Origin of the sequence: Dolichospermum sp. UHCC 0260, from assembly GCF_009711985.1 — a bacterium.
In the GTDB taxonomy this organism is placed as follows: Bacteria; Cyanobacteriota; Cyanobacteriia; order Cyanobacteriales; family Nostocaceae; genus Dolichospermum; species Dolichospermum lemmermannii.
Genome location: NZ_VIKZ01000109.1, coordinates 1 through 23,406, shown reverse-complemented (window position 1 = coordinate 23,406; position 23,406 = coordinate 1). Strand labels below are relative to the sequence as shown.

Genomic DNA, 23,406 nt, shown 5'->3' with positions numbered 1-23,406 from the left:
TTTTTAGCAAACATGGAATCAACCGATCTGTACGTGTAGTTTATTATTTCTTTGTTGTGTAATATAAAAATATTTATGCAAAGAATTCGATTAATGAAAGCAAGTTTGTAGGGTGAATCTGAATCCACCCCACAATATGCAATTAACGATTAAAAACCTTGCCGATAACCAACGCTCACAGCAGGGGAATTAATGGAACCAATTTCGGTTTCTGTATTATTCTTCTTTGATGTATAGCCAGTCAAACCTACGTATCTAAATTCAACGAAGGCATTACCCTTTTTGACGACTTCATACTGAACACCTACTTTTCCTTGATAAGCAAAAGATGTGCCATAATCAAACCCGTTGAGTCCATTATCTTGATCACTAATAAAACCCAAGCCTATACCAGCGCCAAGGTAGGGACGAAATTTAGACCTAGTAGCAATATCGTAATAACCATTCACAAAGGCGGTAGTTAAATTGATTTTGCCACCTCCTGGAGTTGGTGGAGTCTGATTATTAGCTACCCCCCGTGAGCCTAAATCTATTTTACCGGGAACGGGTTTTAACTCATCATTGCCAAAAGCACCACTACCAATTTCTAGTTCAGCACGAGCATTTTTCCACTGATAACCACCAGCTATATTCCAATAAGAGCCAGGATATAAGTTCAAATCATTTTCAATCTCATTGGGGATATTGGCATTCTGCAAAGCTTGGATTGTAGCAGCATCTGTGGCTTTTCCTTTTAGCTTTACATCACTTGGAAAATCCCGACCCACACTTGCACCTAAATAAAAGTAATTACTTGCAGGCAGCTTAGAATCGGTATCACCACTGTTATATGTGGATGCTGGGGTATTGACTGGTTGAGTATTATTAGTGTTTTGATCTACTGAATCAGTCGAGTTAGAATTTTGGGACATTAAGTCGGCCGCTTTCCTAGAAACTTCCTCCGCTTGAGCAGGAGTCGTGACTAAAGTAGCTAATATAGCTAACCCTAAAAAGCACTTGTGTTTATTCATGATGTAGGTAAACCTTAATTTTCAACCTGAAAAACGAAATTATTTTGAGTTAGAGACTGTGTAAAAGTGACCTTAGCTGCGATACCAGTAAAGTCTGTTAAAAGCATTTCTTCCCCCCCAGCTATGTCACAAAATTTGATATTTCTATTCGGTGACATATCTATTAAACACGAGTGTGACATACTTACTTACAGGTGTCAACCCCATAACAGAGATTTAAATTTTCAGATCACGTACTTAACTATCACCTTTGCCTAAGTGATAATAATCACAGAGCATAATTGATGTTAAATTACTGTAAAATAGTCACAATCGTGAATATATAACTGATGCAATTAAAATCAAGAATGAATCAACAAGAGTTTGAACGCGTATTCTATAACCTCACAGAAAACCGCAAAAACGTATTGCAGAAAATACTTTCAGGCCATACAGATATGGATATAGCCGAAGCGATGAACATTACAGAAGCATCCGTGAGAAAGTATGTGGAAAGAATATGTTACGAATTTGGACTGAATAATGAACCTGCTGATAGTCGTCGTTACAAACGCTCAGACTTGGTTGGATTGTTTGCTAAATATAAACCAGAGTTATTAACTGATAGTCAATCTAAATGGACAAAAGAACTAGCAAAAACAGAAGATGAAGATCATGAAGATATTACTAAATCTATCTTGTATTTACTATCAGTTTATAAACCCGTTCCAGAAGAATTAAAAAAGGTGCTAAGACGCATGAATTTCAGTGAAAAAGAAAAAAAAGAAATTGCTAAATCTCTAAATCAATTAGGACATGAAAGCTACCTGAGTAATGATTTTATAATTGCTGCATCTTATCTAGAATTAGCAGTGGAATTAAATAAAAATCATGGTTCTGCTCACTATAATCTAGGGGCAACTTACGAAAAGTTAGATAATTTAGATGATGCTTGTCATCACTATCAGATTGCAATTAAATATCAAAACCGCGCTGCTGATGCTGCTATTAATAATTTAGCTCGGTTGCAAATTCTCCAAGGAAATAGTGCAGATGCTGTGAAAATTATTGAACCAATTTTGTCAAAGGTGAAAGATGACACAGTTAAAGTTTCATTACACAAAAATCTTGCTTGGGCATATTTTCAGCAAAATTCTTATGAACAAGCACAGCAACATTTACTTGTTTGTCTGGAATTAGAAAACAATTATTCTCCAGCTTATTGCTTATTGGCACAAGTCCAAGCTGCACAAGGAAATCGGCAAGCTTCTAGAGAATCATGGCGAAATTTTATAGAATTTTATACCCATGATCAAGAACTTAAAAAAGCCCATTGTAAATTACCAGAATTAGAAATTTGTAAGTTGGAAGCGATGAGAATTATTAATTCTCCAGACAAATAATATCCGCTCAATTAATTAGGAGGAACTATAGGATCATCCTCATCTCCTTGATGACTCTGTGTAAACCAAATATTTTGCCCTTGCAGTGATTGTATTGATATTACCTGCAAAATATTATACTGTCTGTTGACATTAGCAACTTCTGACAGTGAAATTACTGAATTATCTTGATAAGCCATAACAACCTCTTTTTTGTCCTTACACAATCAAGTATCTCAATATTAGATGTAACTGTAAATACAATTAACTAATCAGTATTTAGCTAATAAAGACTAATAAAACTAATAAAGTTATGGCAAATTAAGATACAATCCAGAACAGGATATCAGGAGAGAACTAGACCATGGATACAAAACAGATAATTAGAGGATTAAAGGATTGGGTAAAGCGTGAAAAAGGCATAGATTTTCATTTAAATGCTTGTCAAGAAGCGATTTTAGAATATTCTTTGCAAAATATCGCCTATGCCAATATGGATAATCTCGGTTATGCTGTTGACACTATCAAAAATAATACGGGTCCTGATTTATTCAAATACCTCAGTCAAGTTACAGATAGAAAAGTTAGCAAAAAGAATTGCTTCTTAACTCTCCCACGACTTTTAGAACATCCTGGTACTGAGGAAGACACAGAAAACAATTTATTACGGATAGATTTACGGGAAGCACCAGTTCCTAAAGATTTCTATGGCCGTGTAGAAGAATTATCTAAGTTAGAAACATGGATAGTTAACGAACACTGTCCTTTGGTGGGGGTTTTTGGTATGGGTGGGATTGGGAAAACACCACTATTAAGAAAGTTTGTGGATAAAGTTAAAGATAAATTTGATTATATTATCTGGAAGAAGCTTGAATATTCCCCTTTTTTAGAAGATTTTTTAACTCATATAGAATCATATTTTCCAGCTAATAATTTAGAAAAAAATCCCCATAAAAAAAATATATCTCAGAGAATTCTTAGCCTAATTTCTTTCTTAAATCAACATCGTTGCTTACTGATTTTTGATAATTGGGAAAAACTAATGGCAACTGATGAAATATCAGAAGATCAGCAAAAAATAAACTATTCTAACTATGGAAAACTTTTAAAATCTGTTGCAACATTAGAACATCAAAGTTGCGTAGTATTTGTCAGTTTACAAACACATCAACAAATGGATATTGTGGACAGATCCAGAGTTAGAGAATTAACATTAACTGGTTTAAATAATCAAGATTCTCAATACATATTGAATAATTTTAAATTGTCAGAAAAGGGAAGAGAAAGACTTATTAAACAATATCAAGGACATCCATCAGCTTTAGAATTTGCTGCTCAACATATTCAAAATAATTATAATGGTGAAATTGATGACTTTCTCAAAGGAACATTTTTTATTCATGATGTCATAACTGATTTATTTGATAAACATATTTCTGGTTTATCAAATATAGAACTCAATATTGTGCGAAAATTAGTTTATGAAACAGAACCAATGTCACTTCCTGAAATTTATCAATTATTTCCCTCTATTTCTCAAGCAAAAATTGGTCAAGCCATAGATAAATTATGTACAGATGGGTTAATTGCAAGGGATGATAGCCAAAGATTACCAACTTTTTGTATTGTGCATCCTTTACTTATTAAATATATTAAAAGACGTTTCCCTAAAAAAGATGACTAAAATGACAAATTTTTCCAGAAAAATCCGTAAATATCCAATTTTAGCTAAATGGTTATTTTTAATAATCTTGATACTTAGTTTTTCTTCCTGGATATATTTGATTTTTAATCCGCAATTATTGATAAATATTTTTTCTCAAAATTGGTGTAAAGATTTTGAGTTAAATGACAATTTATCTTGTGGAGAAGAAAGTCTCTTTACAAAAAATAAATTTCCATTGTTTCAACAAGGTAACTTTAAAAAAGCTGTTGATTTTTTTACTAAACAGAGACTTAAGAATCAAAATAATCCAGAAATTTTAATCTACCTCAACAATGCCAAATTGATGCAACAAGGCAAAAAAAGTTACACTATTGCTATTGTTATTCCTATTAATCAGGATGCTAGAGGTATAGCAGAAGCCTTGTTAAGAGGTGCAGCACAATTTCAAGAAGATTTCAACAAAGATCCTAAAAATCCAGGTTTAAAAATTCTGGTTGTTAACGATGAAAATAAACCTGACACAGTTGATAAATTAGCTGAACATCTGCTTTCTAAAAATGATGTAATCGCAGTCATTGGACATTATACATCTGAAGTAACTAAAGCAGCTTTACCTGTTTATCAAAAGAACAAAGTTGTTGTTATTGCTCCTGCTACGGCTGCTAGAAAAAGTCTTTTTTCCGGTAAGAAAGTTTTACCAAACTTCTTATTTCGGACTATCCCCAGTGTGAAACTTCAGATTCCTAAATTAATTGAGCAATTGCAATTATCACAATTAGCTATTAAAGAAAAAGTAGCTGTTTTTTACAATCCAAACAGCACTTTTAGTCAATCTGCTTTTGAAGAATTTCGTAACCAATTAGGTGCAAGTAAGATAATTGAACAAGATATATCTATATCTAAATTTATGCCCCGTAAAATCTTAAATGAAGTTAAGCAGCAAGGGGCAAAAGCACTGATTCTCATTCCTGATGGTAAAGTTAATCATTATAGTTTTAAAAATACTTTAAACCTGATAGATGTCAATGAAGATCAACTGCCAATGGCAGGATACTCGACTCTATATGATGAGACTATACTCTATAAACAGAATGTCAAAAAACTTTTAATAGTCGTTCCTTGGCATCCTTTATCTAGTCCTAATAAAGAGATGATTCAAAGAGCTAAACAACTTTGGGGAACTGCTAACATAGGTGTTCAAACCGGAATATCTTATGATGCTACTTTGGTTTTGACAAAAGCTCTAGAAAAAGTATCTATATCTGCTAGTTTGCCAAACCAAAGATTGGCTATACAGCAGCAATTAAACAATATAAAACAGGTAACAGGAGGAGCTTCAGGAACTATCTCTTTTGATAATGATGGAGATATGATAGAAAACACTTCTCAAATAGTTCGTGTTATCCCTACTAAATGTGCCATATCTGGGGCAATATTTGTCCCAATGAACTATGATTTGACAAAATTAGATTGTCAACAAATGATCAAGAATTCTAAAATAAATAAGTAGTTGATTAACCCAAAAGAGAGAAAGCTATGATTGAACCTGGAGATATTATCCATAATCGTTATCATGTTCTGCAAGAATTAGGAGATGGTGGTTTTGGTAAAACTTTTGAAGTAGAAGATAGGTTAATGAATGATCATAAAGTCATTAAAATTTTAACCCAATCAAGTGATAAAGTCTTGGGACTTTTTAAACAAGAGTTTAATGTATTACAACAATTAAATAATCCGGGAATTCCCCGCGTAGAAGTGGATGCTTACATTAAATTTAAATGTCCTCACACCCCGGAAGCTTTACATGGTTTAGTCATGGAGAAAATTGCTGGACAGGATTTGGGTAAATGGTTGGAACAAAATTACAAAATTCCTAATAGCCAACAAGCTATCGAATGGCTAGAACAATTGACCCTGATTCTATCTCATGTTCATAGTCAGAACTATTTACATCGGGATATTAAGCCAAATAACATAATGTTAAAACCTGATGGTCAATTAGTATTAATTGATTTTGGTATTGTTAAAGAATTTATCCAAAAAATTCAAAAGCAAACTATTCCGGCTACAATAGTGGGATCATTAGGCTATTGTTCACCAGAGCAAGAAGCCGGTAAAGAGGTAGATTATACATCTGATTTTTTCTCCTTAGGGCGGACATTTCTGCACTTACTCACAGGAACTTATCCTGGATACGATAACTTTCAAAGAGATAGACAAACCGGAAAGTTATTATGGCAAGATAAAGCCCCAGAAATTTCTGAAGAATTTAAAGATTTAATTGATTATTTAATGGAGCATGATCCAAAAAATAGACCACAAAATACACAAAAAATTTTGCGGTTCATCCAAAAAATTAAAGCTGGTCAAAAACAAGTTATCCTCCCTATCCCAATTGTTTTCTTCAGCTTTGCTCTCAATTTCGTTTTTCTGACTTTACTAGCTATGGAAGTTACATTAGGTATAGGCTTGAAAGTTCTCTTCGTCGTTGTTCTATGTGTGATTGGCGGGTTTCTCTTTTTACCTTTGATTAAATATCTATTATGACATGGACACCCCTCCACGCCCAAATACATCGGACTATCCGCGCCCGTAATCTATTTGAGCGCAATCAAAAGCTATTAGTCGCAGTATCGGGTGGACAAGATTCCCTATGCTTAATTAAATTACTATTAGATCTACAACCCAAATGGGAGTGGAACATAGCCATAGCCCATTGTGATCATTGTTGGCGTGAAGACTCCCAAGCTAATGCTCACCACGTCGCCAATTTAGCGAAAACTTGGCACACACCCTTCTATTTAGAAACAGCTAATCAACCTGTTAACAGTGAAGCCACAGCCAGAAATTGGCGATATCAGGCTTTAACAAAAATCGCCCAATGTTATAACTATCAATATATTATTACCGGACATACCGCCAGCGATCGCGCGGAAACTTTACTATACAATTTAATGCGTGGTACTGGTGCTGATGGTTTACAAGCTTTAACTTGGCAACGTCCCCTAACTGACAATATCATGTTAGTGCGTCCATTATTAGAAGTTAACCGTTCCCAAACAGAGCAATTTTGTCAAGAGTTTAATTTACCAATTTGGGAAGATTCCACCAATCAAAATTTACAATATGCGCGAAACCGCATTCGTCAAGAATTAATCCCCTATTTAAAAGCGAATTTCAATCCCCAAGTAGAAGCAAATTTAGCGCAAACAGCCGAACTTCTACAAGCAGAGGTAGAGTATTTGGAACAAACAGCCCATCAGTTGCGGCTAGAAGCCTCAGTACAGGGCGAGAAAGGTAATTTAAAGGTAAACCGCTGTTTATTAAAAAAAGTACCCCTAGCTTTACAACGTCGGGTCATGCGTCAGCTACTTCAAGAAATACTTCCTGATGCCCCTAATTTTGAACACATTGAAAAAATCACAGCCTTAATCACAGCCCCCAATCGTTCCCGAACAGATCCTTTTCCTGGAGATTGGACAGCAATAGTCCAAGGTGACTGGATTTATATATACTCAAAACGGTTGGGACATGGACTTTTGTAAAATCACGAAAAACCTAGATTTGTAGGGGTTTAGCAATGCTAAACCCCTACCCGCTTAAATCAAATAATTAAGCCGTGTTGAGTATAACTTAATCAAAAAAAGAAGGATCTGTATCCGTAGCATCCATTAAGAAAAATGAGCAAATAAGCAACTAGTACAACACGGCATAAATAAACCAACCATTCTAAATCGTTAAAAAGCCTATACTGTCTTCGTTTTGACTTTTGACTTTTGACTTCCGCCCTGCGGTACTAGTTACTTACCCCTGGGAGAGAGTTAGACTCATAAAACTCTGGAGAGTTTGACGCATCTGGGTAACAATCAGAAATTGAGAATTACCACTTGCTTGGACTTGAGTTAAAGATTCAGAAATATTTTGTAATTGATCCCGTAAACCATCAAGAGCATCCTGAATAGGTTGCAGAGCTTCTTGATAAAGATTAACTCTTCCCCAGCATTCAGCAGTTGCTGTTCGTAAATTTAGTAATTGCTCCTCTAGGGAGTTGACTTCCTGACGCTTTGCTTCTACTTCCTGGGTTTGATGATCAATTGTCTCTTGATCTGCGGCGATAGTAGTCAGCATCTGCACCATGTCACCCTCTAGCTTCTGGATTTGGGTAGATTTTTGCTGTTTTTGGGCTTCAAGTTGCAAAACCATTGATTCTAAATTACTAGATTCACCTTCTCTGACAACCGCAATCCCTTGTCTTTGCCACAATACAACTTGTTTTTGCTGGAGAGTTTTTTGCTGTCCGATCAAATTGCGTCTTTGCCCAACTAGACTTTCGTTTAGCATCTGGCAAAGATCCCGTTCATCAGCTAATTCTAATTCTAAATTTACCCGTTCTCCCCCAGCGGAATGGACAATTTTTTCCTGAAGTTCTTCTATAAATTTTTGCTTGTATTGAAGTTCCTGTTCTTGTTCTTGCACAAAATCAGAATCCCTGTCTAACTTCTCCTGCCAATTTTGCACCATTTGCTCCAATTCCTTCAGAGGCATTTTCTGCAAGGCTGCTACATCAATTCCCCATTTAGGAACTTCAGTTTCAGTGTTAGCTGCCAAATGATGTAGCTTTTGGTAAAACTCCTCCTCCGTTCCTAGCTGCTGTTTGAGTATCGTAGTTAATTCCTGTTTACTATTAACTATTGTTGTTTTCAATTGCACCTGAGTAATTTGTTGTGCTAAGGAATTTTGTACCTTTTGCAATTCATTTTGGCAACCAAACAGCTTTTGCATCAGTTCCTCTCCCTCCTTTTGCTGCTGATTAGCTGAATGACGTTGGATTTCCAACTTTTGCCAATGTAGATTTAAAGCATCCTGTTGCTGATCTGCAAATTCAAAAGCATAATTAAGACTTTCCTTAACTGTGTCAATGGGAGTAGTTTGACTAGATAAGCGATCAAGTAAATCACTCAGGACTCGATTGCGCTCTTGATCTACAGATTTAGACTTTTGATAATTTAAACTTATCTCCTCCAAGCGACTCTGTTCAAATCGCAAATGCTCCCAAGCCCCTTCTAAATCCCGGTGATTACTTTCAACCTCTGTCCGTAATCGATCAATCTCTGTACGAGATGTATCAAATAAATGTTTCTGTGTATCTATCCGTTTAGAGTCATGCTCCAATCTTTGTACTTGCTCCCAATAAAATTCCATCTCGGTTTCTCGACGATTCAGTTCCTGAGCCTGGATCATCAGCGACTGTTTCCACTGATCAATTTCCTCTTCTTTGAGTTTAAATTTTTGCACTTGTTGGGAAAAATTCTGCAAAATATTTACCAATGGACGACCTGCATCTTGAATCCGCTGTACTTGACGATTCGGACTCAATTCCACCAGTACCAATGCACGATCATTTAATTTACTCGCTTGATCAGCAATAATCATTTCGTCCGGTATTGGACTCCAATTTTGATCATTACGTTGACAAGCGATTAGTTTTAGTTCGCTTTTGCCACTACCAAGTAAGCCACTCTTCTGTTTTTGTACTTCTGCTAAATACAGCACACCGTGAATCCTTTTGATGTACGTTGTCTCCGTATTCTGAAATATACCGTATAGTCAAATTGTCTATTGCCAAGCATGTGACAGTAGTTTATCGTGGATTGACGATTACTTACGCCATTACCGAGTCCAACAGCGACTTGAATCCAAGGAACTGGCATCCCTAACAGTCACCAATTCTCCAGAGTATGCTTATATCTGGGCGCTTTTGGGGCAGAATATTATTACTCCAAAAATTGCGCGAACAATCATTTATGGCTTAGTACAAGAGACTTTATTTGATCTCTTAAACTTACACCAAGGCAGTTTCATTTTTGATTTAGGGACAGCACTAGTACCGCAGGGCGGAAGTCAAAAGTCAAAAGTCAAAAGTCAAAACGAAGACAGTATAGGCTTTTTAACGATTTAGAATGGTTGGTTTATTTATGCCGTGTTGTACTAGTACCACAATTAACTACCTTAGAAATTCCGCCACTAGTACCGTGCGGCGTAAATGTACATACCATTTTTCAGCCTTGTAATCAATCAAGGTTTCGTAGCTTTTAATGGTCTACTTATTTCCGCCAAGCTGTACTAGTTGCCAAAATCACTAAATAGGTGCAAGAATTGATCGTGTTCACGCCAGGATGGTAGGGGCAACTGATTATCTGACTAAACCTTTACAGATTAAGAATTGCTAATGCTGATAGAGCAATATCTCAATTTAGATTATTGTTCAGGTGTACAAATAGGATAGAAGACTTGCTGATTGGGTGCAAGATGGGCTAAAAGATGTTATCACAAGAATAAAATAGTTGTCTAACCAACTTCCATCTACGGTAAAGTAGTGAAAAAATAGACTTAATTTATACAGTTTATCTTTGTCATGAGAGCAAATTATTTTCCTCAAGGGAAAGTCTAAATCAGGAGGTAAATAGACATTTATGAGCACAATTCTAATTGTTGAGGACAGTATCGTCCAAAGAGAGATGATGACAGACCTTCTGAAAGCTAGTGGCTTAGAAGTTACTCATGCAAGCGATGGCGCAGAAGCTTTAGAAGCCATTCACAAAGCACCTCCCGATTTGGTGGTTTTGGATATTGTCATGCCCCGCATGAATGGCTATGAACTCTGTCGGCGCTTAAAATCTGATCCTAAAACCCAAAATGTTCCTGTAGTCATGTGTTCTTCTAAAGGTGAAGAATTCGATCGCTATTGGGGGATGAAACAAGGGGCAGATGCCTATATAGCTAAACCCTTTCAACCAATCGAGTTGGTAGGAACAGTCAAACAACTGCTGCGAGGACAAGGATGAAAATAATATGGTTAACAAACCAGATTTTTTAAATGGAAGTGAGCAAGATCAATTCCGTCCCGAATTACAACTAGAAAGTCCCCAAGGTGAGTTGCATTTGCGGTTTTATCTGCCCTCACGTCAGGAATTTGCATTACAAGCTATGGGAATTCGGGAAGTAATTGAACTTAGTCCTGATCGGATTACACCAATTCCTAATACATCTCCCTTACTTTTAGGAACGCTAAATTTACGGGGACGCTTGATTTGGGTGGCTGATTTGGGGCAATTTATCGGTGAAACAACCCCATTAAACACGGATTGCTCAGAAATCCCTGTCATTGCCATTGAAGATCAAGATACGATAGTAGGCTTAGGAGTAGAAGAAATTTGTGGGATGGACTGGCTTGATGTACAGTATCTAAAGCCACAAAATAACGTACCAGATGCTATGGCTCCGTTTTTGCGGGGAGAGTGGTTATTTGATACAGAAAAAGAAAAAAAATATTTACGACTACTGGATCAAATAGCAATTTTGCGAAGTGCGCGGTGGGCAGAATGAACTAGGGAGGGAGGATATGGAAGCACGTATAGATAATCAAGAGCTAACTTATGATCGGGCAAGAATAGCTTATGAGCAACAAGACTATGAATTAGCCGCGGTATTAATTGATAAGTTGGTGCAAAATTCACCAACTGACCCTAACTTACATTTGTTAAAGGGACATACATACTATATGTTGCAACAATACGATGTGGCTAAAGATAGCTACCAAAGCGTATTGTATTTAACAAGCGAAGAAGAAGTTATTGGTCTTGTTAATAATTGTCTTGCAACTATAGATCAGTATACAGAGCCTTTTAGTGATTATAAATCTCCATTTCATGGTCTGGTGACAACTGGAGAATCTTTGGATTTAGGGATGATGGGGAATTTGCATAGCCGCAGTGTGGAAATGAACTCCTTTGCAGAATATGAGCCACCCCTAGATCCTCGAGAACATAATCCGTTCGCAAGTCATCCAGATAGTATGGAATTTGACAGCAATGCCTTAGATGGTGTCATGAGTGATGATCCCTTTGGTGTACCTACCGAATATCTCACCAGTGATCCAATATCAGGTCAATTAGAGTTACCACCTTTTTGGCAAGAAGATATTTCTGGCGGTGATAATCAGGCTGTTATTAATCACAATTTAGCTAATGAAACTTCAGCAATTAGTGATGATTCCAGCAGCTATTCACCTTTTGCAGCAACTAAATTATCCCTTGATTATGACTCTGAAAATCAGACTGAGATATTGATGGGGGAAGATATAGACGACTTAATGGATGATAACTTTGAAGATTTAACCCCCAGCGAAAACGATACATATTTAGAGATTAACGAACAGGCAATCAACAACAATCAAGATCAACCAATATCGGCATCATTTACCAACAATTCTGCGCCACCACAACGGCAGTTTAATTTCAACTCTTCATCAGCAAAAAATAACTTTGATGATGATAGTTTTGACTTAGATGCGTTTGAATCTGCTTTTGGGGCAGAGAATGAAGGAGATTTAGGTGCTGAAACCTTTATTTCCACTAAAGATACTAGTAATATCTCCAGTGGAGGCAGTAATAAGAATAATATAGAGTTTTTAAACGACTTTGATGAATTCGATGATCTCGGTGATATAGCAGGATTTGATCTCACTGAAGATAGCAGTTTTGGCGATGGGGGAATGCTGTCAGAATCTCCAGATAGTCGGGGAAATTCGCTAAATCAATTTGTTGATGACTCATTCAATGATCAAGAAAGCGATGCTTATCAAGATCGCAGTTATCGTGATCAAGAACTATTCACAATTACTGGCGCTCAAGAAGCAGTTCCTGTTTTTACCCAATCAGAGGTGGCGAAGACAGTACCCAATGTAGCCTTTGACCAAGGCCTATTTGGACCCTTTGAAAACGCCTCCCTCGAGAAAAAACAATGGTGGATAGCCGGAACTGTCGGCTTAGTATCACTAGTGGGTGTAGCTATTGTGAGCGCGGCGGCAATTTCAATTTCACCGGCTCAACAACGGGAATCCGTGAGAAATACAGGTTGGTTAATGGCCTTAGCCGCAGGAGCTACAGGTGCAGCTACCGCTGGGTTTATGAGTAATCTCACTCTCAAACAAATTCGCCGGACTACTAAGGATCTGCAAAGTCAGTTTGATTCTGTCCGTCAAGGCAATATGAATGTGGAAGCAACAGTCTATTCACAAGATGAATTAGGCTATTTAGCCACTGGCTTTAATGATATGGCTAGGGTAATTTTCACAACTACGAATGAAGCCCAACGCAAAGCCATGGAGATGGAAGAAGCTAAAGAAAACCTGCAACGTCAGGTAATTCGCCTTCTGGATGACGTAGAAGGAGCAGCCAGAGGAGATTTGACAGTTCAAGCCGAAGTCACAGCCGACGTACTGGGAGCGGTTGCTGATGCCTTTAACCTGACAATTCAAAATCTCCGGGATATTGTCCAACAGGTAAAAGTGGTGGCACGGGATGTGACCAAAGGTTCAACCAATTCCGAAACTTTTGCTAGAGCCTTATCTGGGGATGCTTTACGACAAGCAGAAGAGTTAGCTGTGACTTTGAATTCCGTCCAGGTCATGACTGATTCCATCCAACGGGTAGCAGAAGCAGCCAAGGAAGCGGAAACTGTAGCCCGTGAAGCCAGTAAAATCGCTCAGAAAGGGGGAGAAGCGGTAGAAAATACGGTGGTAGGGATTTTGGAAATTCGGGAAACAGTGGCAGAAACTAGCCGAAAAGTGAAACGATTGGCGGAATCTTCCCAAGAAATTAACTCTATTGTTGCCATAGTTTCACAAATTGCTTCCCGTACCAATTTGTTAGCTCTTAATGCCAGTATTGAAGCGGCAAGAGCGGGAGAAGCAGGTAGAGGATTCGCTATTGTAGCTGATGAAGTGCGACAGTTGGCAGATCGATCTGCTAAGTCCTTAAAAGAAATTGAGCAAATCGTGATGCAAATTCAAAGCGAAACTAGCTCCGTTATGACAGCTATGGAAGAAGGGACACAACAGGTAATTCATCAAACTAGATTAGCAGAAGAAGCCAAGCGATCGCTAGACAATATTATCCAAGTAGCCGATCATATTGATATTTTGGTAAGATCAATTACCAGTGATACCGTAGAACAAACGGAAACTTCTCGTGCTGTGGCACAAGTAATGCAATCTGTGGAACTAACGGCACAAGAAACCTCTCAAGAAGCACAGCGGATTTCTGGAGCATTGCAACATTTAGTGGGAGTATCCCGAGACTTGATTGCCTCTGTGGAACGCTTCCGAGTGGAAACTATTGAATCGAGGTAATGGGCAAAAGTAACAGGGCAAAAGTGACAATCAATGTCTACTTCTATACCTAGTCTTTTACCTTTTTTGTTTGCTATGCGCCTTTTCTTTAACCTTTTACCCTTAGTAAGCTGATTTAACTCACTATGCAGCCGGAACAACAACAACGGATTTTAGGTTACTTTCTCGAAGAAGCCAGGGAACACCTAAACACTATTGAACAGGGATTGCTGAATCTCCAAAGTACCCTGGAAGATTCAGAAATGATTAATGAAGTCTTCCGTGCAGCCCACTCTATCAAAGGTGGTGCGGCCATGTTGGGTCTAAGTAGTATTCAGCAAACATCCCACCGACTTGAGGATTGCTTCAAGATTCTGAAGGAGCATCCTATTCAAGTAGACCAAAGGCTAGAATCTTTACTGCTGGATGTCTGTGATACATTAAAAGCGCTGATAGACAGTCTTGGCAATCCCTTTGGTTTATCAGCAGAAAAAGCTCAAGCTTTGATGCTTAAAACTGAACCAGTCATGCAATGGCTGAATGAGCATATAGAAACACTGTTAAAGCAAGGAAATAATCGAGTAAACAACCTTAATCACAATCATCTCCAACCACCAATATCTGTGATTCCACAGATCCAGAAATCACCTGTAACAACCAGACAAAATCAGGATTGGACAGAGTTTCAAGGGCAGGTATTAGAAATTCTGCGGGAAATGCTGCAACAGTTTAAACAAACTAACTTAGGGCGTTCCCGCGAAAATTTGCAAGAATGCTGTCATCAATTAGTAAAAATTGGTAGAGACTTAAATTTATCAAATTGGTGTAGTTTGTGTGAATCGGCAGCCCTTGCCATATCCAATCCTGATCATAGTTATCTGACTTTAGCCAAAATTATTATTACTGAAATTAAACAGGCTCAAGAATTAGTTCTTCAAAATCAAGATGCAAAAATCGCGATTAGTCAACAGCTAGAAACTCTGTTTCCTCTCCCACAACTCGAGTTATTGGAATTTGAGGAAACGGAAGCTGAGGAAACTTTATTTACAGACACAACAGAACTAAATTTAGAACCATTAGCAGCACTAAATACCACTAACACAACTGAATTTATTAATCAATCGTTGTTTAATCATCATCAGTCAATCTTGACTCACAATCCTCCAGAGATAGGACTTTCTGAGTTAAACAGTCTTGCTGATTTATTTGAAAGTGATACACCTGATTTAGATGATAATTGGCAACAAGAAGAAATATTAGAAGATATCACTAACTATCAACTACTAATTACTAATAGTGAAGTTGAAGAGAATCATCACGATTTAGCTGATTTCCTTTTCTTTGAAAATGACGATAAACATGAAACAACTGCAAACAATGGAGATGAGTTAACTGTCTTATTTGATGACAATTTATTAGAAACAGACAATATCTCTTTGTCAAATCTGCAATCGGAAACAGTTGATTCTCAACCGATAGAATTTGGTAATCTGTTGGACAATAGTCCAGATTTACAATTCCCCTCAGATGATGTTCTCACAGAATTAATCTCAATTTCTAGAGAATATCGCCAGCTTGATCCTGAAAATGAGGCAACTAACACTAATAAGTTAGAAGAATTATTGACATTCACTGAAGACGATGAATTGTCGGTTATATTTGAAATAACTGAAGCAGAAAATATTGCCCTCTCAGAAATAGCCAGTGCCTCTGAAATCAGTTTTGATAATTTGTTATTAGAGGAGGATAAATACGCAAAAAGTCAGGCAGATGAAAATGCTAATTCTTCCGCAAAAATTATTCCTACAACCATAAAAACATCAAAAATAAAACCATCAGCACCAGAAAGTTTATCATTAGATAATCTGTTTGTAGAAGTAGCAAAAAATCCACCACCGGTAACAAATGAAATTGATGACTTATTTGGAACATCAGAAATTACAACTAATCTTGCTAATTCAATAGATAATTTAGATAACTTCTGGGATGATCTGGACACAACAGACTCAGAAATTACTACTTCAGTTAATCAAGATATAGCTAAAGAATTAGAGCAAAGTTTATTTAGTGCATCAGTTGAGATTGTTCCCAAAAATCAGCTTTCAGCTACAAATAATAGTTTAGATACAAAAGAGTTTGATCTGATTTCCCAAGCACAAGAACAATCTTTTGATTTATTTTTCACATCAGATACTGATAGCCAGACGCAAACTGAAGATAATTTATTTGGTGATTTTGGAGATGTAACCACAGAACCAGAAACAGATATTTCTGTAGTGGGTGAAACTTCTCCACAATTAGAGTTGGCAAATGGAGAAGAATTTTCATTAGATGAATTTGCGGCAATAGAAGCATTTTTAGATGAACCTGCCAGCGCAACTCTGGTAGAACTATCTTTACTGGATGAATTTGCGGCAATAGAAGCATTTTTGTCCGCATTCCCAGAAGAAAGTACCCGTCAGGAATCTATTCAAGATGAAGATTTTGCAGCATTAGAAGCATTGCTGAGTGAGAATGAAGATAATGGACTAAAGATTAGTTCACAGCCACCAATAATTATTCAACCTACTGTAGTTAAGTCTCAAAATACTTTTTTGCCCCTTCGACAAGCTCAGGACAACCTCTTGGGACTAGAAGATGAATTTAGTGAATTAGAAAACTTGTTAGAACAGGCTGATAAAAAAATATCTAACTCATCAGCAACATCAAGAAAAACTTCTACAAGTAAAATCCCCCGTCCCATGACTCGACGGACGATAAAAGAAGAAAGCATGAAAATTCCAGTTAAACAACTGGATGATATGAGTAACCTGGTTGGGGAGTTGGTGGTAAATCGCAACACCTTAGAGCAGGATCATGAACGTCTGCGACAGGCACTAGATAGCCTATTGCTTCAGGTGCAGCACCTCTCCGATGTGGGAATGAGGATGCAGGAATACTACGAGCGATCGCTCGTAGAATCCTCTCTTCTCTCCACTCGCCGCTCTAGAGAATATGATAATTCATCGGGCAATTCCCATAATCGTGGGTTCAGCGAAATCGAAATGGATCGATTTACGCCTTTTCATATCCTGGCGCAAGAAATGATTGAGTTCATCGTGCGAGTCCGGGAGTCAGCCAGTGATATTGACTTTATTACCGAAGAAACAGAACAGGTAGTCCGACAGTTACGCCAAGCAACTAGCCAGCTACAAGCAGGACTAACAAAAGCCCGAATGGTGCCATTTGCCCAAGCTGTTGATCGCTTACGGCGAGGAGTGCGGGATAATGCCATTAGATATGGCAAACAGGTAGAGTTAGTCACAGAAGGTGTTGATACCCTGGTTGACAAGATGATTTTAGATCATCTGACAGATCCTTTGACTCACATGGTCAATAATGCGATCGCCCACGGCATTGAAACCCCAGAAATCCGGCAAGCAGCGGGTAAATCACCCACAGGTATCATTAATATTCGCGCCTTACAACAAGGAAACCAAACCATTATTTCTGTCAGTGACGATGGCGCTGGTATTGATCATCAAAAAGTTAAAAACAAGGCAGTTAAAAAAGGTATCCTGACCCCTGAACAGGCACAAACCATGCCTCGGATAGATGCCTATGAACTTTTATTCTTCCCTAGCTTCAGTACCGCCGATGAAGTAGACGATATCAAAGGCAGGGGTGTGGGCATGAATGTCGTCCAAAACGATATCAGCGAAATTCGCGGGACCGTTGGGACTGACTCCACACTAGGTAAAGGAACTAGCTTTACAATTCGTCTGCCACTGACTCTGAGTATTTGTAAAGCCCTATTCTGCATCTGTGATCGCACCAGAATCGCTTTTCCCATGGATGGTGTAGAGGATACTCTAAGTATCGCAGCCAAAAACATTCAGCAAGATGCTGAGGGACAATCATTTATTGTTTGGAGAGATATTAACCTCCCCTTCCAACCTTTAAAAGACATCTTAGTGTTTAATCGTCAGCTTACCCGTGGGAACGTCTATGGGGCTAAAAAAGATGATGATCTGATTTCTGTAATCATTGTCCGCTCAGGGAATACAATGATTGCTTTACAAATTGATCAAATTCTGAGTGAACAGGAAATTGTAATTAAGCAATTTGAAGGTCCAGCACCTAAACCCAGTGGTATAGCTGGTGCTACAGTTCTTGGCGATGGTATGATTATGCCTATCGCTGACGTATTGGAAATTATTGATATCTTCCAAGGTAAGATGCCTAAACATATCGGTGGCAATTGGCAGCACTCAGGTTTATCCTCAATAGACATCCCACTCGCTGATAAGGTAGAAATAACAGTATTAATTGTTGATGACTCGATCACAGTTAGACAACTTTTATCTCTGACCTTTACAAAAGCTGGATATCGTGTAGAACAAGCCCGTGATGGACAAGAAGCCTGGGATAAACTTCGTTCCGGTTTACCTTGCGATATCGTTTTCTGTGACATCGAAATGCCTCGTTGTGATGGACTAGAATTTCTCTCACGGATTCAAAAAGATAGTTCTTTTGACCAGCTACCTATTGCTATACTTACCTCTCGTGGTGCTGACAAACATAGACAAATGGCGCTACAGCTTGGGGCTAGTGGCTACTTAACTAAACCCTATTTAGAAGAAGCACTTTTAGAAGCAGCTTCGCGGATGCTCAAAGGAGAAAAACTCGTAATTGCTTAACCCTTTTTCCTGGATTTCTCGCAAGAGGTAAGTAAGTCAACACAATAAAACCAAACTGTGTAAAGAAATGTAAAATCGCTGAAAACTTCTTCACCCTTGCCTCTTGCATGAGTGCCTTTTGCCTTGCTATAACGAGAATTTTTAACGCCAACCTACTTAATAACTGCTGAAATGTTTTGCACCCGCAGGGACGGGGTTTCCCCAGGGAAAGCGCATCTTATCAATAAGGGCGATTCAATCTCAATAATGACCAAAATATTCGCATTAACGACCACTTATTGACAATATTTTAGTCCATCACTATGATCCTGAAAAAATCAATCAAACGATAAATAGGGATTTCTTGGTTTATACATTAAAACGGTATTTTGTCAATAATATTTAGATGCGTTTCCCCTGCATATATAGCGGGCAAGATGCCCGCACTACATAAGTTTTCTGTTCCCTCTGACTGAATAGCAACTTCAAAAATTCACAATAATTTCACCGTAACTTCATATTTATGGATATACAACAATTTGCTCAATTAATTATCAACGGTATTGCTGTAGGTAGCATTATCGCCCTAGCAGCAGTTGGACTGACCTTAACCTATGGGATTTTGCGGTTGTCTAATTTTGCCCACGGTGATTTTCTCACTTTGGGAGCTTATTTAACCCTTATAGTCAATGGTATGGGTCTAAATATTTGGCTGTCAATGATTGTGGCTACCTTGGGAACTGTGGGAGGAATGTTACTAGCAGAAAAGTTGCTGTGGTCAAAAATGCGGTCTATCCGTGCTAGTGCGACAACTCTGATTATTATCTCTATCGGTCTAGCTTTATTTCTCCGCAATGGGATTATTTTTCTCTGGGGAGGTAAAAACCAAAATTATAATTTGCCTGTGATTCCGGCTTTAGAATTTGGGACATTAAAAGTACCGCAAAATCAATTATTGGTGCTGGGATTAGCGATTATGGCGATTTTATCGCTTCACTACTTGCTGCAAAATACCAAAATTGGTAAGGCAATGCGGGCAGTAGCTGATGATTTAGATTTAGCTAGAGTTTCTGGTATTAATGTTGATCGAGTAATTTTGTGGACTTGGGTAATTGCTGGGACATTTACTTCTTTAGGTGGCAGTATGTACGGGCTAATTACCGCCGTGCGTCCAAATATGGGTTGGTTTTTGATTTTACCTTTGTTTGCTTCAGTGATTTTGGGCGGAATTGGCAATCCTTACGGAGCGATCGCCGCAGCGTTTATTATTGGTATTGCCCAAGAAGTTAGCACCCCCTGGCTAGGTTCACAGTATAAGCAAGGTGTAGCCCTATTAATCATGATTTTGGTGCTGCTTATTCGCCCCAAGGGTTTATTCAAAGGCACGATTTAAGCAGCACCAGCCTACTTCTAACTAGTCAATGATGTGGAAGTAGTAAGCTGCTACTAAAAAGTTAATAGCCAAAAGTAGCAATGCCCAACCAGTACGGAAAACGTAGGAAGGTTTAGCAGCAGGTTTGCTCTTAGCAGTCATAAGCGGTTCTCCTAATTTAGTGACTTTTTAAGAAATAGCAAACTCACGCGCCAATTTTGCAAATTCTTTAAAAATGTTTTTGTAAGGAATCAGGAGTCACCGAGTCACCGAGTCACCGAGTCAGGAGGAAGAAAGAAGTAAATAAAGAAATTTATATCCATGCTCCCCTACTCCCCCTACTCCCCCTCCCCCTACTCCCCTACCCCTATTCTTCACCGGCGTGGTAGGAACTGCGAACCAGGGGACCGGAACGGACGTGATTAAATCCCATTTCCTGGGCTATATTGCTCAGTTCGGTAAATTCGGCTGGAGTCCAGTATTTTTGGACGGGTAGATGTTCTAAAGAAGGACGCATATACTGGCCAATGGTGAGGCGATCGCATTTTACAGATCGTAAATCCGCCATTGTCTCAATTAATTCCTCTATTGTTTCTCCATGTCCCACCATCACACCTGACTTTGTAGGAATCTGATGATTCAACTCTTTAACTGTCGCTAATACAGCCAAGGAGCGGTCATATTTTGCCCCTCGGCGCACGGTTGGGGTTAACCTGCGGACTGTTTCAACATTATGGTTAAAACAAGCTGGTTGAGCCTGAATAATCATCGCTAGGCTGTGACGTTGAACTTCTGCACCCCCACTACCCCAAAAATCTGATGTCAGGACTTCAATTTGAGTTTCAGGGTTCAGGTGGCGGATAGTTTCCATTGTTTTGACAAAATGACCTGCTCCGCCGTCAGCTAAGTCATCACGAGCTACAGAAGTTAATACCACATACCGCAACCCTAAAAGTTGTACTGATTCTGCCACCTTTTGGGGTTCTTGTTCATCCAAAGCCATTGGGGCATGACCTTTATCTACTTGACAAAAAGCACAGGCGCGAGTGCAAGTTGGACCCATTAATAAAAAAGTTGCCGTTTTTTGGGCGTAGCATTCACCCCGATTTGGACAACGCCCCTCTTCACAAATTGTGTGGATTTGTCGTTGCTTAATGATACGTTGGACAGTAGAGATTTCACTAGCTTTGCCAAGAGGGCGACGCAACCAGCTAGGCATAGTCATAATTTCTGACTTGATATCAACTTGTTGTGGAGAATTCATATAGTAGCGAATAGGGAATAGGGGGAGGAGAAAGTTCAAAAATGTGTAGTTTAGACAAATATGGTACAAATTGATCAAAACGTCAGTAAAAGTTTCATACAACACTTGCATTTTGAGAATTTGTCTTAGAAAATACTCTTCCCCAATCTACATAAATTTGAGATATAGCGAGAGAATTCTTAAAAGCAGTGGGCAACCAGCCATCTAAACATAAAATTTTTAGGAGAGTAATCAGTTGTGGCAAGTAACAAAATTTTAGTTATTGACGACACTACCGTTGTCAGGGTAAAAGTACGGGAAATGTTAGCTCCGGGTAATTTTGAGGTAATTGAGGCAAAGGATGGGTTGGAAGGATACAATCTGATGCGTCAGGAAAAAGTCAGCTTGATCATGCTGGATTTCCTACTGCCGAAAATGAGTGGTTGGGAGGTTTTCCAGAATATTCAAGCTCAACCAGAGTTACGGAAAATTCCCTTGGTGATCATGTCAGGCCGCAAGGAAGAGGTAACGGAAAAATTTGTAGAACCATTTGAATATTTTGAATTTCTGGGTAAACCTTTTGATCAAAAGCAACTCATTGGGGCTATTAAGTCAGCAATGGTGAAGTCGAAAATTCCCCGTTCAGCCTTAAATACACCTCCAGTTAGTTCTGCAAATCAACAACTCGTTCCAGCCACTGCTGCTGCTAATGGTGTAGATTCATCTGCTGACATCAAATTACTAAATGATAAAATTGTCAAGATGCAAGGAGAAATTGACAACTTGAAAAAACAGCTTAATCAAGTGGTGACTTTCATTAAACAGAAAATTAAGTAGTTTTGTCTTTGGTAATAATTCTTGTCATCTGAAATACTTAGTATTAATAACAAGAATAGTCACCTCCAACTTGAAAAAGCTATTATCAGCATTGAGTTTAGGAGCGAGATACTCAGGATGAGATTTCGATCTGTATTCTTTGCGATCAGTTTTATCGCAAGCCTGTCATGGCACATTCAAAATACAACTCAACTTGCAAAAAACAATGAAAGCTCTGTTAAATCTGGGCAAAATTATCTTATTTTTCGACAACGTTCTGCGACAACATCAAAACTGATTTATCTACAGAAAGTAGGGTTTGAGCTAAATTCTGCTATATCTGAATTTTAGCTTAAAAAAGTAGAAGCCCCTCACCTGCCCGATAAGGAAATGAGAGGCTTCTAGCTTCTAAGAGGATGTTTGAAAAGTTTTTAATGTATAAATAAACCCCTCTCCAAACCTCTCCCCGACGCGGGGAGAGGCTTTGAAACCCCCATTCCCTTGTAGGGAAGGGGGGAAGGGGGGTTAGGTTTCTGGAGATTATCGGTTTCATCTAATACTTTTCAAACAACCTCTAAGTTAAACGATAGCAATGTAAGGATTGCCAATAATACCATCACCATTGGCATCTATGCCAAAATTAGTTTCTTGAGTGAAAGCTGCCGCAGAATTTAATCCAAATTGTCCTTCGGAAGAAACGCGATTCCAGCTATTATCCAAATGCCAAATATGCAAGTAGTTTCCAGCAGTATTTTTCCAGAGAACTTGGTTATCCCCATTCACAGTTTCCACTGCTAAAGTTTGCCATCCTGGATAGATATCTGGGAAGATTTGCACTCCACTATTTTGAATAGCAATTGGGGTAGCTGTTCCCACTTGGACAAAGTATTTATTAGCTGTATCTTTGACCAGTTTAGTATTGCCGGCTGATTCAATTACTGTGTAAGGATTGCCAATAATACCATCACCATTAGCATCTATGCCGAAATTAGTTTCTTGAGTGAAAGCATCAGCCGAATTTAATCCAAATTGTCCTTCTGAAGAAACAAAATTCCAGTTACTATCTAAACTCCAGATATGCAGATAGTTTCCAGAAACGTTTTTCCAGA

16 protein-coding genes and 2 pseudogenes are annotated in these 23,406 nt (G+C 38.3%); 12 read left to right on the top strand and 6 right to left on the bottom strand.

All coding sequences use genetic code 11. From position 1 onward, the window contains the following. Positions 1 to 149 precede the first annotated feature (149 nt). The gene (locus FJR08_RS22750) at positions 150 to 1,010 is read right to left on the bottom strand and encodes an outer membrane protein (RefSeq protein WP_168634668.1); all 861 of its coding nucleotides are present in this window, start codon (positions 1,008 to 1,010) and stop codon (positions 150 to 152) included. A gap of 347 nt (positions 1,011 to 1,357) precedes the next feature. On the opposite strand from FJR08_RS22750, the gene FJR08_RS22745 reads away from it, so the two are divergent. After that, positions 1,358 to 2,392: a LuxR C-terminal-related transcriptional regulator gene (locus FJR08_RS22745; RefSeq protein ID WP_254435833.1), complete on the top strand. Its 1,035-nt coding sequence runs from the start codon at positions 1,358 to 1,360 to the stop codon at positions 2,390 to 2,392. Between the two features lie 11 nt (positions 2,393 to 2,403). On the opposite strand, the gene FJR08_RS22740 is transcribed toward FJR08_RS22745, so the two are convergent. Next, positions 2,404 to 2,571: a hypothetical protein gene (locus FJR08_RS22740; protein WP_168634666.1), complete on the bottom strand. Its 168-nt coding sequence runs from the start codon at positions 2,569 to 2,571 to the stop codon at positions 2,404 to 2,406. Between the two features lie 164 nt (positions 2,572 to 2,735). Here FJR08_RS22740 and FJR08_RS22735 point away from each other — a divergent pair, with 164 nt between their 5' ends. From FJR08_RS22735 to tilS, 4 genes are read left to right on the top strand one after another with little or no spacing between them, the layout of a single operon-like run. Further along, entirely contained in the window at positions 2,736 to 4,055 is a 1,320-nt protein-coding gene (locus FJR08_RS22735) for an NB-ARC domain-containing protein (RefSeq protein ID WP_168634665.1), read from the top strand. A 1-nt stretch (position 4,056) separates the two neighbouring features. Then, positions 4,057 to 5,547: an ABC transporter substrate-binding protein gene (locus FJR08_RS22730; RefSeq protein ID WP_168634664.1), complete on the top strand. Its 1,491-nt coding sequence runs from the start codon at positions 4,057 to 4,059 to the stop codon at positions 5,545 to 5,547. A gap of 26 nt (positions 5,548 to 5,573) precedes the next feature. Then, the gene (locus FJR08_RS22725) at positions 5,574 to 6,584 is read left to right on the top strand and encodes a serine/threonine-protein kinase (RefSeq protein WP_015081423.1); all 1,011 of its coding nucleotides are present in this window, start codon (positions 5,574 to 5,576) and stop codon (positions 6,582 to 6,584) included. Continuing rightward, complete coding sequence (gene tilS, locus FJR08_RS22720; RefSeq protein ID WP_168634663.1) at positions 6,581 to 7,582, top strand: tRNA lysidine(34) synthetase TilS; 1,002 nt, start codon at positions 6,581 to 6,583, stop codon at positions 7,580 to 7,582. The genes FJR08_RS22725 and tilS overlap by 4 nt, the downstream gene beginning before the upstream one ends. Positions 7,583 to 7,841: 259 nt before the next feature. Here tilS and hmpF read toward each other — a convergent pair whose 3' ends face one another. Further along, entirely contained in the window at positions 7,842 to 9,590 is a 1,749-nt protein-coding gene (hmpF, locus tag FJR08_RS22715; protein ID WP_168634662.1) for a pilus motility taxis protein HmpF, read from the bottom strand. A 55-nt stretch (positions 9,591 to 9,645) separates the two neighbouring features. On the opposite strand from hmpF, the pseudogene FJR08_RS23885 reads away from it, so the two are divergent. The 6 genes and pseudogenes from FJR08_RS23885 to FJR08_RS22690 form a co-directional block, all read left to right on the top strand. Beyond that, positions 9,646 to 9,930 (top strand): annotated as a pseudogene (locus tag FJR08_RS23885) (DUF4388 domain-containing protein); the annotation flags it as partial. 580 nt (positions 9,931 to 10,510) lie between these two features. Further along, positions 10,511 to 10,882 carry a response regulator transcription factor gene (locus FJR08_RS22710; protein WP_015081426.1) on the top strand — a complete coding sequence of 124 codons (372 nt, stop codon included), beginning with the start codon at positions 10,511 to 10,513 and terminating at the stop codon, positions 10,880 to 10,882. A 7-nt stretch (positions 10,883 to 10,889) separates the two neighbouring features. Next, positions 10,890 to 11,423: a chemotaxis protein CheW gene (locus tag FJR08_RS22705; RefSeq protein WP_168634661.1), complete on the top strand. Its 534-nt coding sequence runs from the start codon at positions 10,890 to 10,892 to the stop codon at positions 11,421 to 11,423. 16 nt (positions 11,424 to 11,439) lie between these two features. Then, entirely contained in the window at positions 11,440 to 14,229 is a 2,790-nt protein-coding gene (locus tag FJR08_RS22700; protein ID WP_168634660.1) for a methyl-accepting chemotaxis protein, read from the top strand. A gap of 125 nt (positions 14,230 to 14,354) precedes the next feature. Beyond that, complete coding sequence (locus tag FJR08_RS22695; RefSeq protein ID WP_168634659.1) at positions 14,355 to 18,887, top strand: response regulator; 4,533 nt, start codon at positions 14,355 to 14,357, stop codon at positions 18,885 to 18,887. Positions 18,888 to 19,389: 502 nt separating this feature from the next. Then, a complete protein-coding gene (locus tag FJR08_RS22690) occupies positions 19,390 to 20,259 on the top strand; it encodes a branched-chain amino acid ABC transporter permease (protein WP_168634658.1) in 870 nt (289 codons plus the stop codon). Between the two features lie 21 nt (positions 20,260 to 20,280). On the opposite strand, the gene psaX is transcribed toward FJR08_RS22690, so the two are convergent. Both psaX and lipA read right to left on the bottom strand, forming a co-directional pair. Next, positions 20,281 to 20,400 (bottom strand): photosystem I protein PsaX, encoded by a 120-nt coding sequence (psaX, locus tag FJR08_RS22685; protein WP_015081431.1) that lies wholly within the window; start codon positions 20,398 to 20,400, stop codon positions 20,281 to 20,283. A 205-nt stretch (positions 20,401 to 20,605) separates the two neighbouring features. After that, the gene (lipA, locus tag FJR08_RS22680; protein WP_168634657.1) at positions 20,606 to 21,502 is read right to left on the bottom strand and encodes a lipoyl synthase; all 897 of its coding nucleotides are present in this window, start codon (positions 21,500 to 21,502) and stop codon (positions 20,606 to 20,608) included. A 237-nt stretch (positions 21,503 to 21,739) separates the two neighbouring features. Between lipA and FJR08_RS22675 the strand changes: the two genes are divergently transcribed. Then, a complete protein-coding gene (locus FJR08_RS22675; RefSeq protein ID WP_015081433.1) occupies positions 21,740 to 22,318 on the top strand; it encodes a PleD family two-component system response regulator in 579 nt (192 codons plus the stop codon). 558 nt (positions 22,319 to 22,876) lie between these two features. Here FJR08_RS22675 and FJR08_RS22670 read toward each other — a convergent pair. Further along, positions 22,877 to 23,406 (bottom strand): annotated as a pseudogene (locus FJR08_RS22670) (hypothetical protein); the annotation flags it as partial.

Bases quoted from the DNA above. Each gene is read 5' to 3' on its own strand.
- FJR08_RS22750 (WP_168634668.1), bottom strand. From the start codon at position 1,010: ATGAATAAACACAAGTGCTTTTTAGGGTTAGCTATATTAGCTACTTTA.
- FJR08_RS22745 (WP_254435833.1), top strand. From the start codon at position 1,358: ATGAATCAACAAGAGTTTGAACGCGTATTCTATAACCTCACAGAAAAC.
- FJR08_RS22740 (WP_168634666.1), bottom strand. From the start codon at position 2,571: ATGGCTTATCAAGATAATTCAGTAATTTCACTGTCAGAAGTTGCTAAT.
- FJR08_RS22735 (WP_168634665.1), top strand. From the start codon at position 2,736: ATGGATACAAAACAGATAATTAGAGGATTAAAGGATTGGGTAAAGCGT.
- FJR08_RS22730 (WP_168634664.1), top strand. From the start codon at position 4,057: ATGACAAATTTTTCCAGAAAAATCCGTAAATATCCAATTTTAGCTAAA.
- FJR08_RS22725 (WP_015081423.1), top strand. From the start codon at position 5,574: ATGATTGAACCTGGAGATATTATCCATAATCGTTATCATGTTCTGCAA.
- tilS (WP_168634663.1), top strand. From the start codon at position 6,581: ATGACATGGACACCCCTCCACGCCCAAATACATCGGACTATCCGCGCC.
- FJR08_RS22710 (WP_015081426.1), top strand. From the start codon at position 10,511: ATGAGCACAATTCTAATTGTTGAGGACAGTATCGTCCAAAGAGAGATG.
- FJR08_RS22705 (WP_168634661.1), top strand. From the start codon at position 10,890: ATGGTTAACAAACCAGATTTTTTAAATGGAAGTGAGCAAGATCAATTC.
- FJR08_RS22700 (WP_168634660.1), top strand. From the start codon at position 11,440: ATGGAAGCACGTATAGATAATCAAGAGCTAACTTATGATCGGGCAAGA.
- FJR08_RS22695 (WP_168634659.1), top strand. From the start codon at position 14,355: ATGCAGCCGGAACAACAACAACGGATTTTAGGTTACTTTCTCGAAGAA.
- FJR08_RS22690 (WP_168634658.1), top strand. From the start codon at position 19,390: ATGGATATACAACAATTTGCTCAATTAATTATCAACGGTATTGCTGTA.
- psaX (WP_015081431.1), bottom strand. From the start codon at position 20,400: ATGACTGCTAAGAGCAAACCTGCTGCTAAACCTTCCTACGTTTTCCGT.
- lipA (WP_168634657.1), bottom strand. From the start codon at position 21,502: ATGAATTCTCCACAACAAGTTGATATCAAGTCAGAAATTATGACTATG.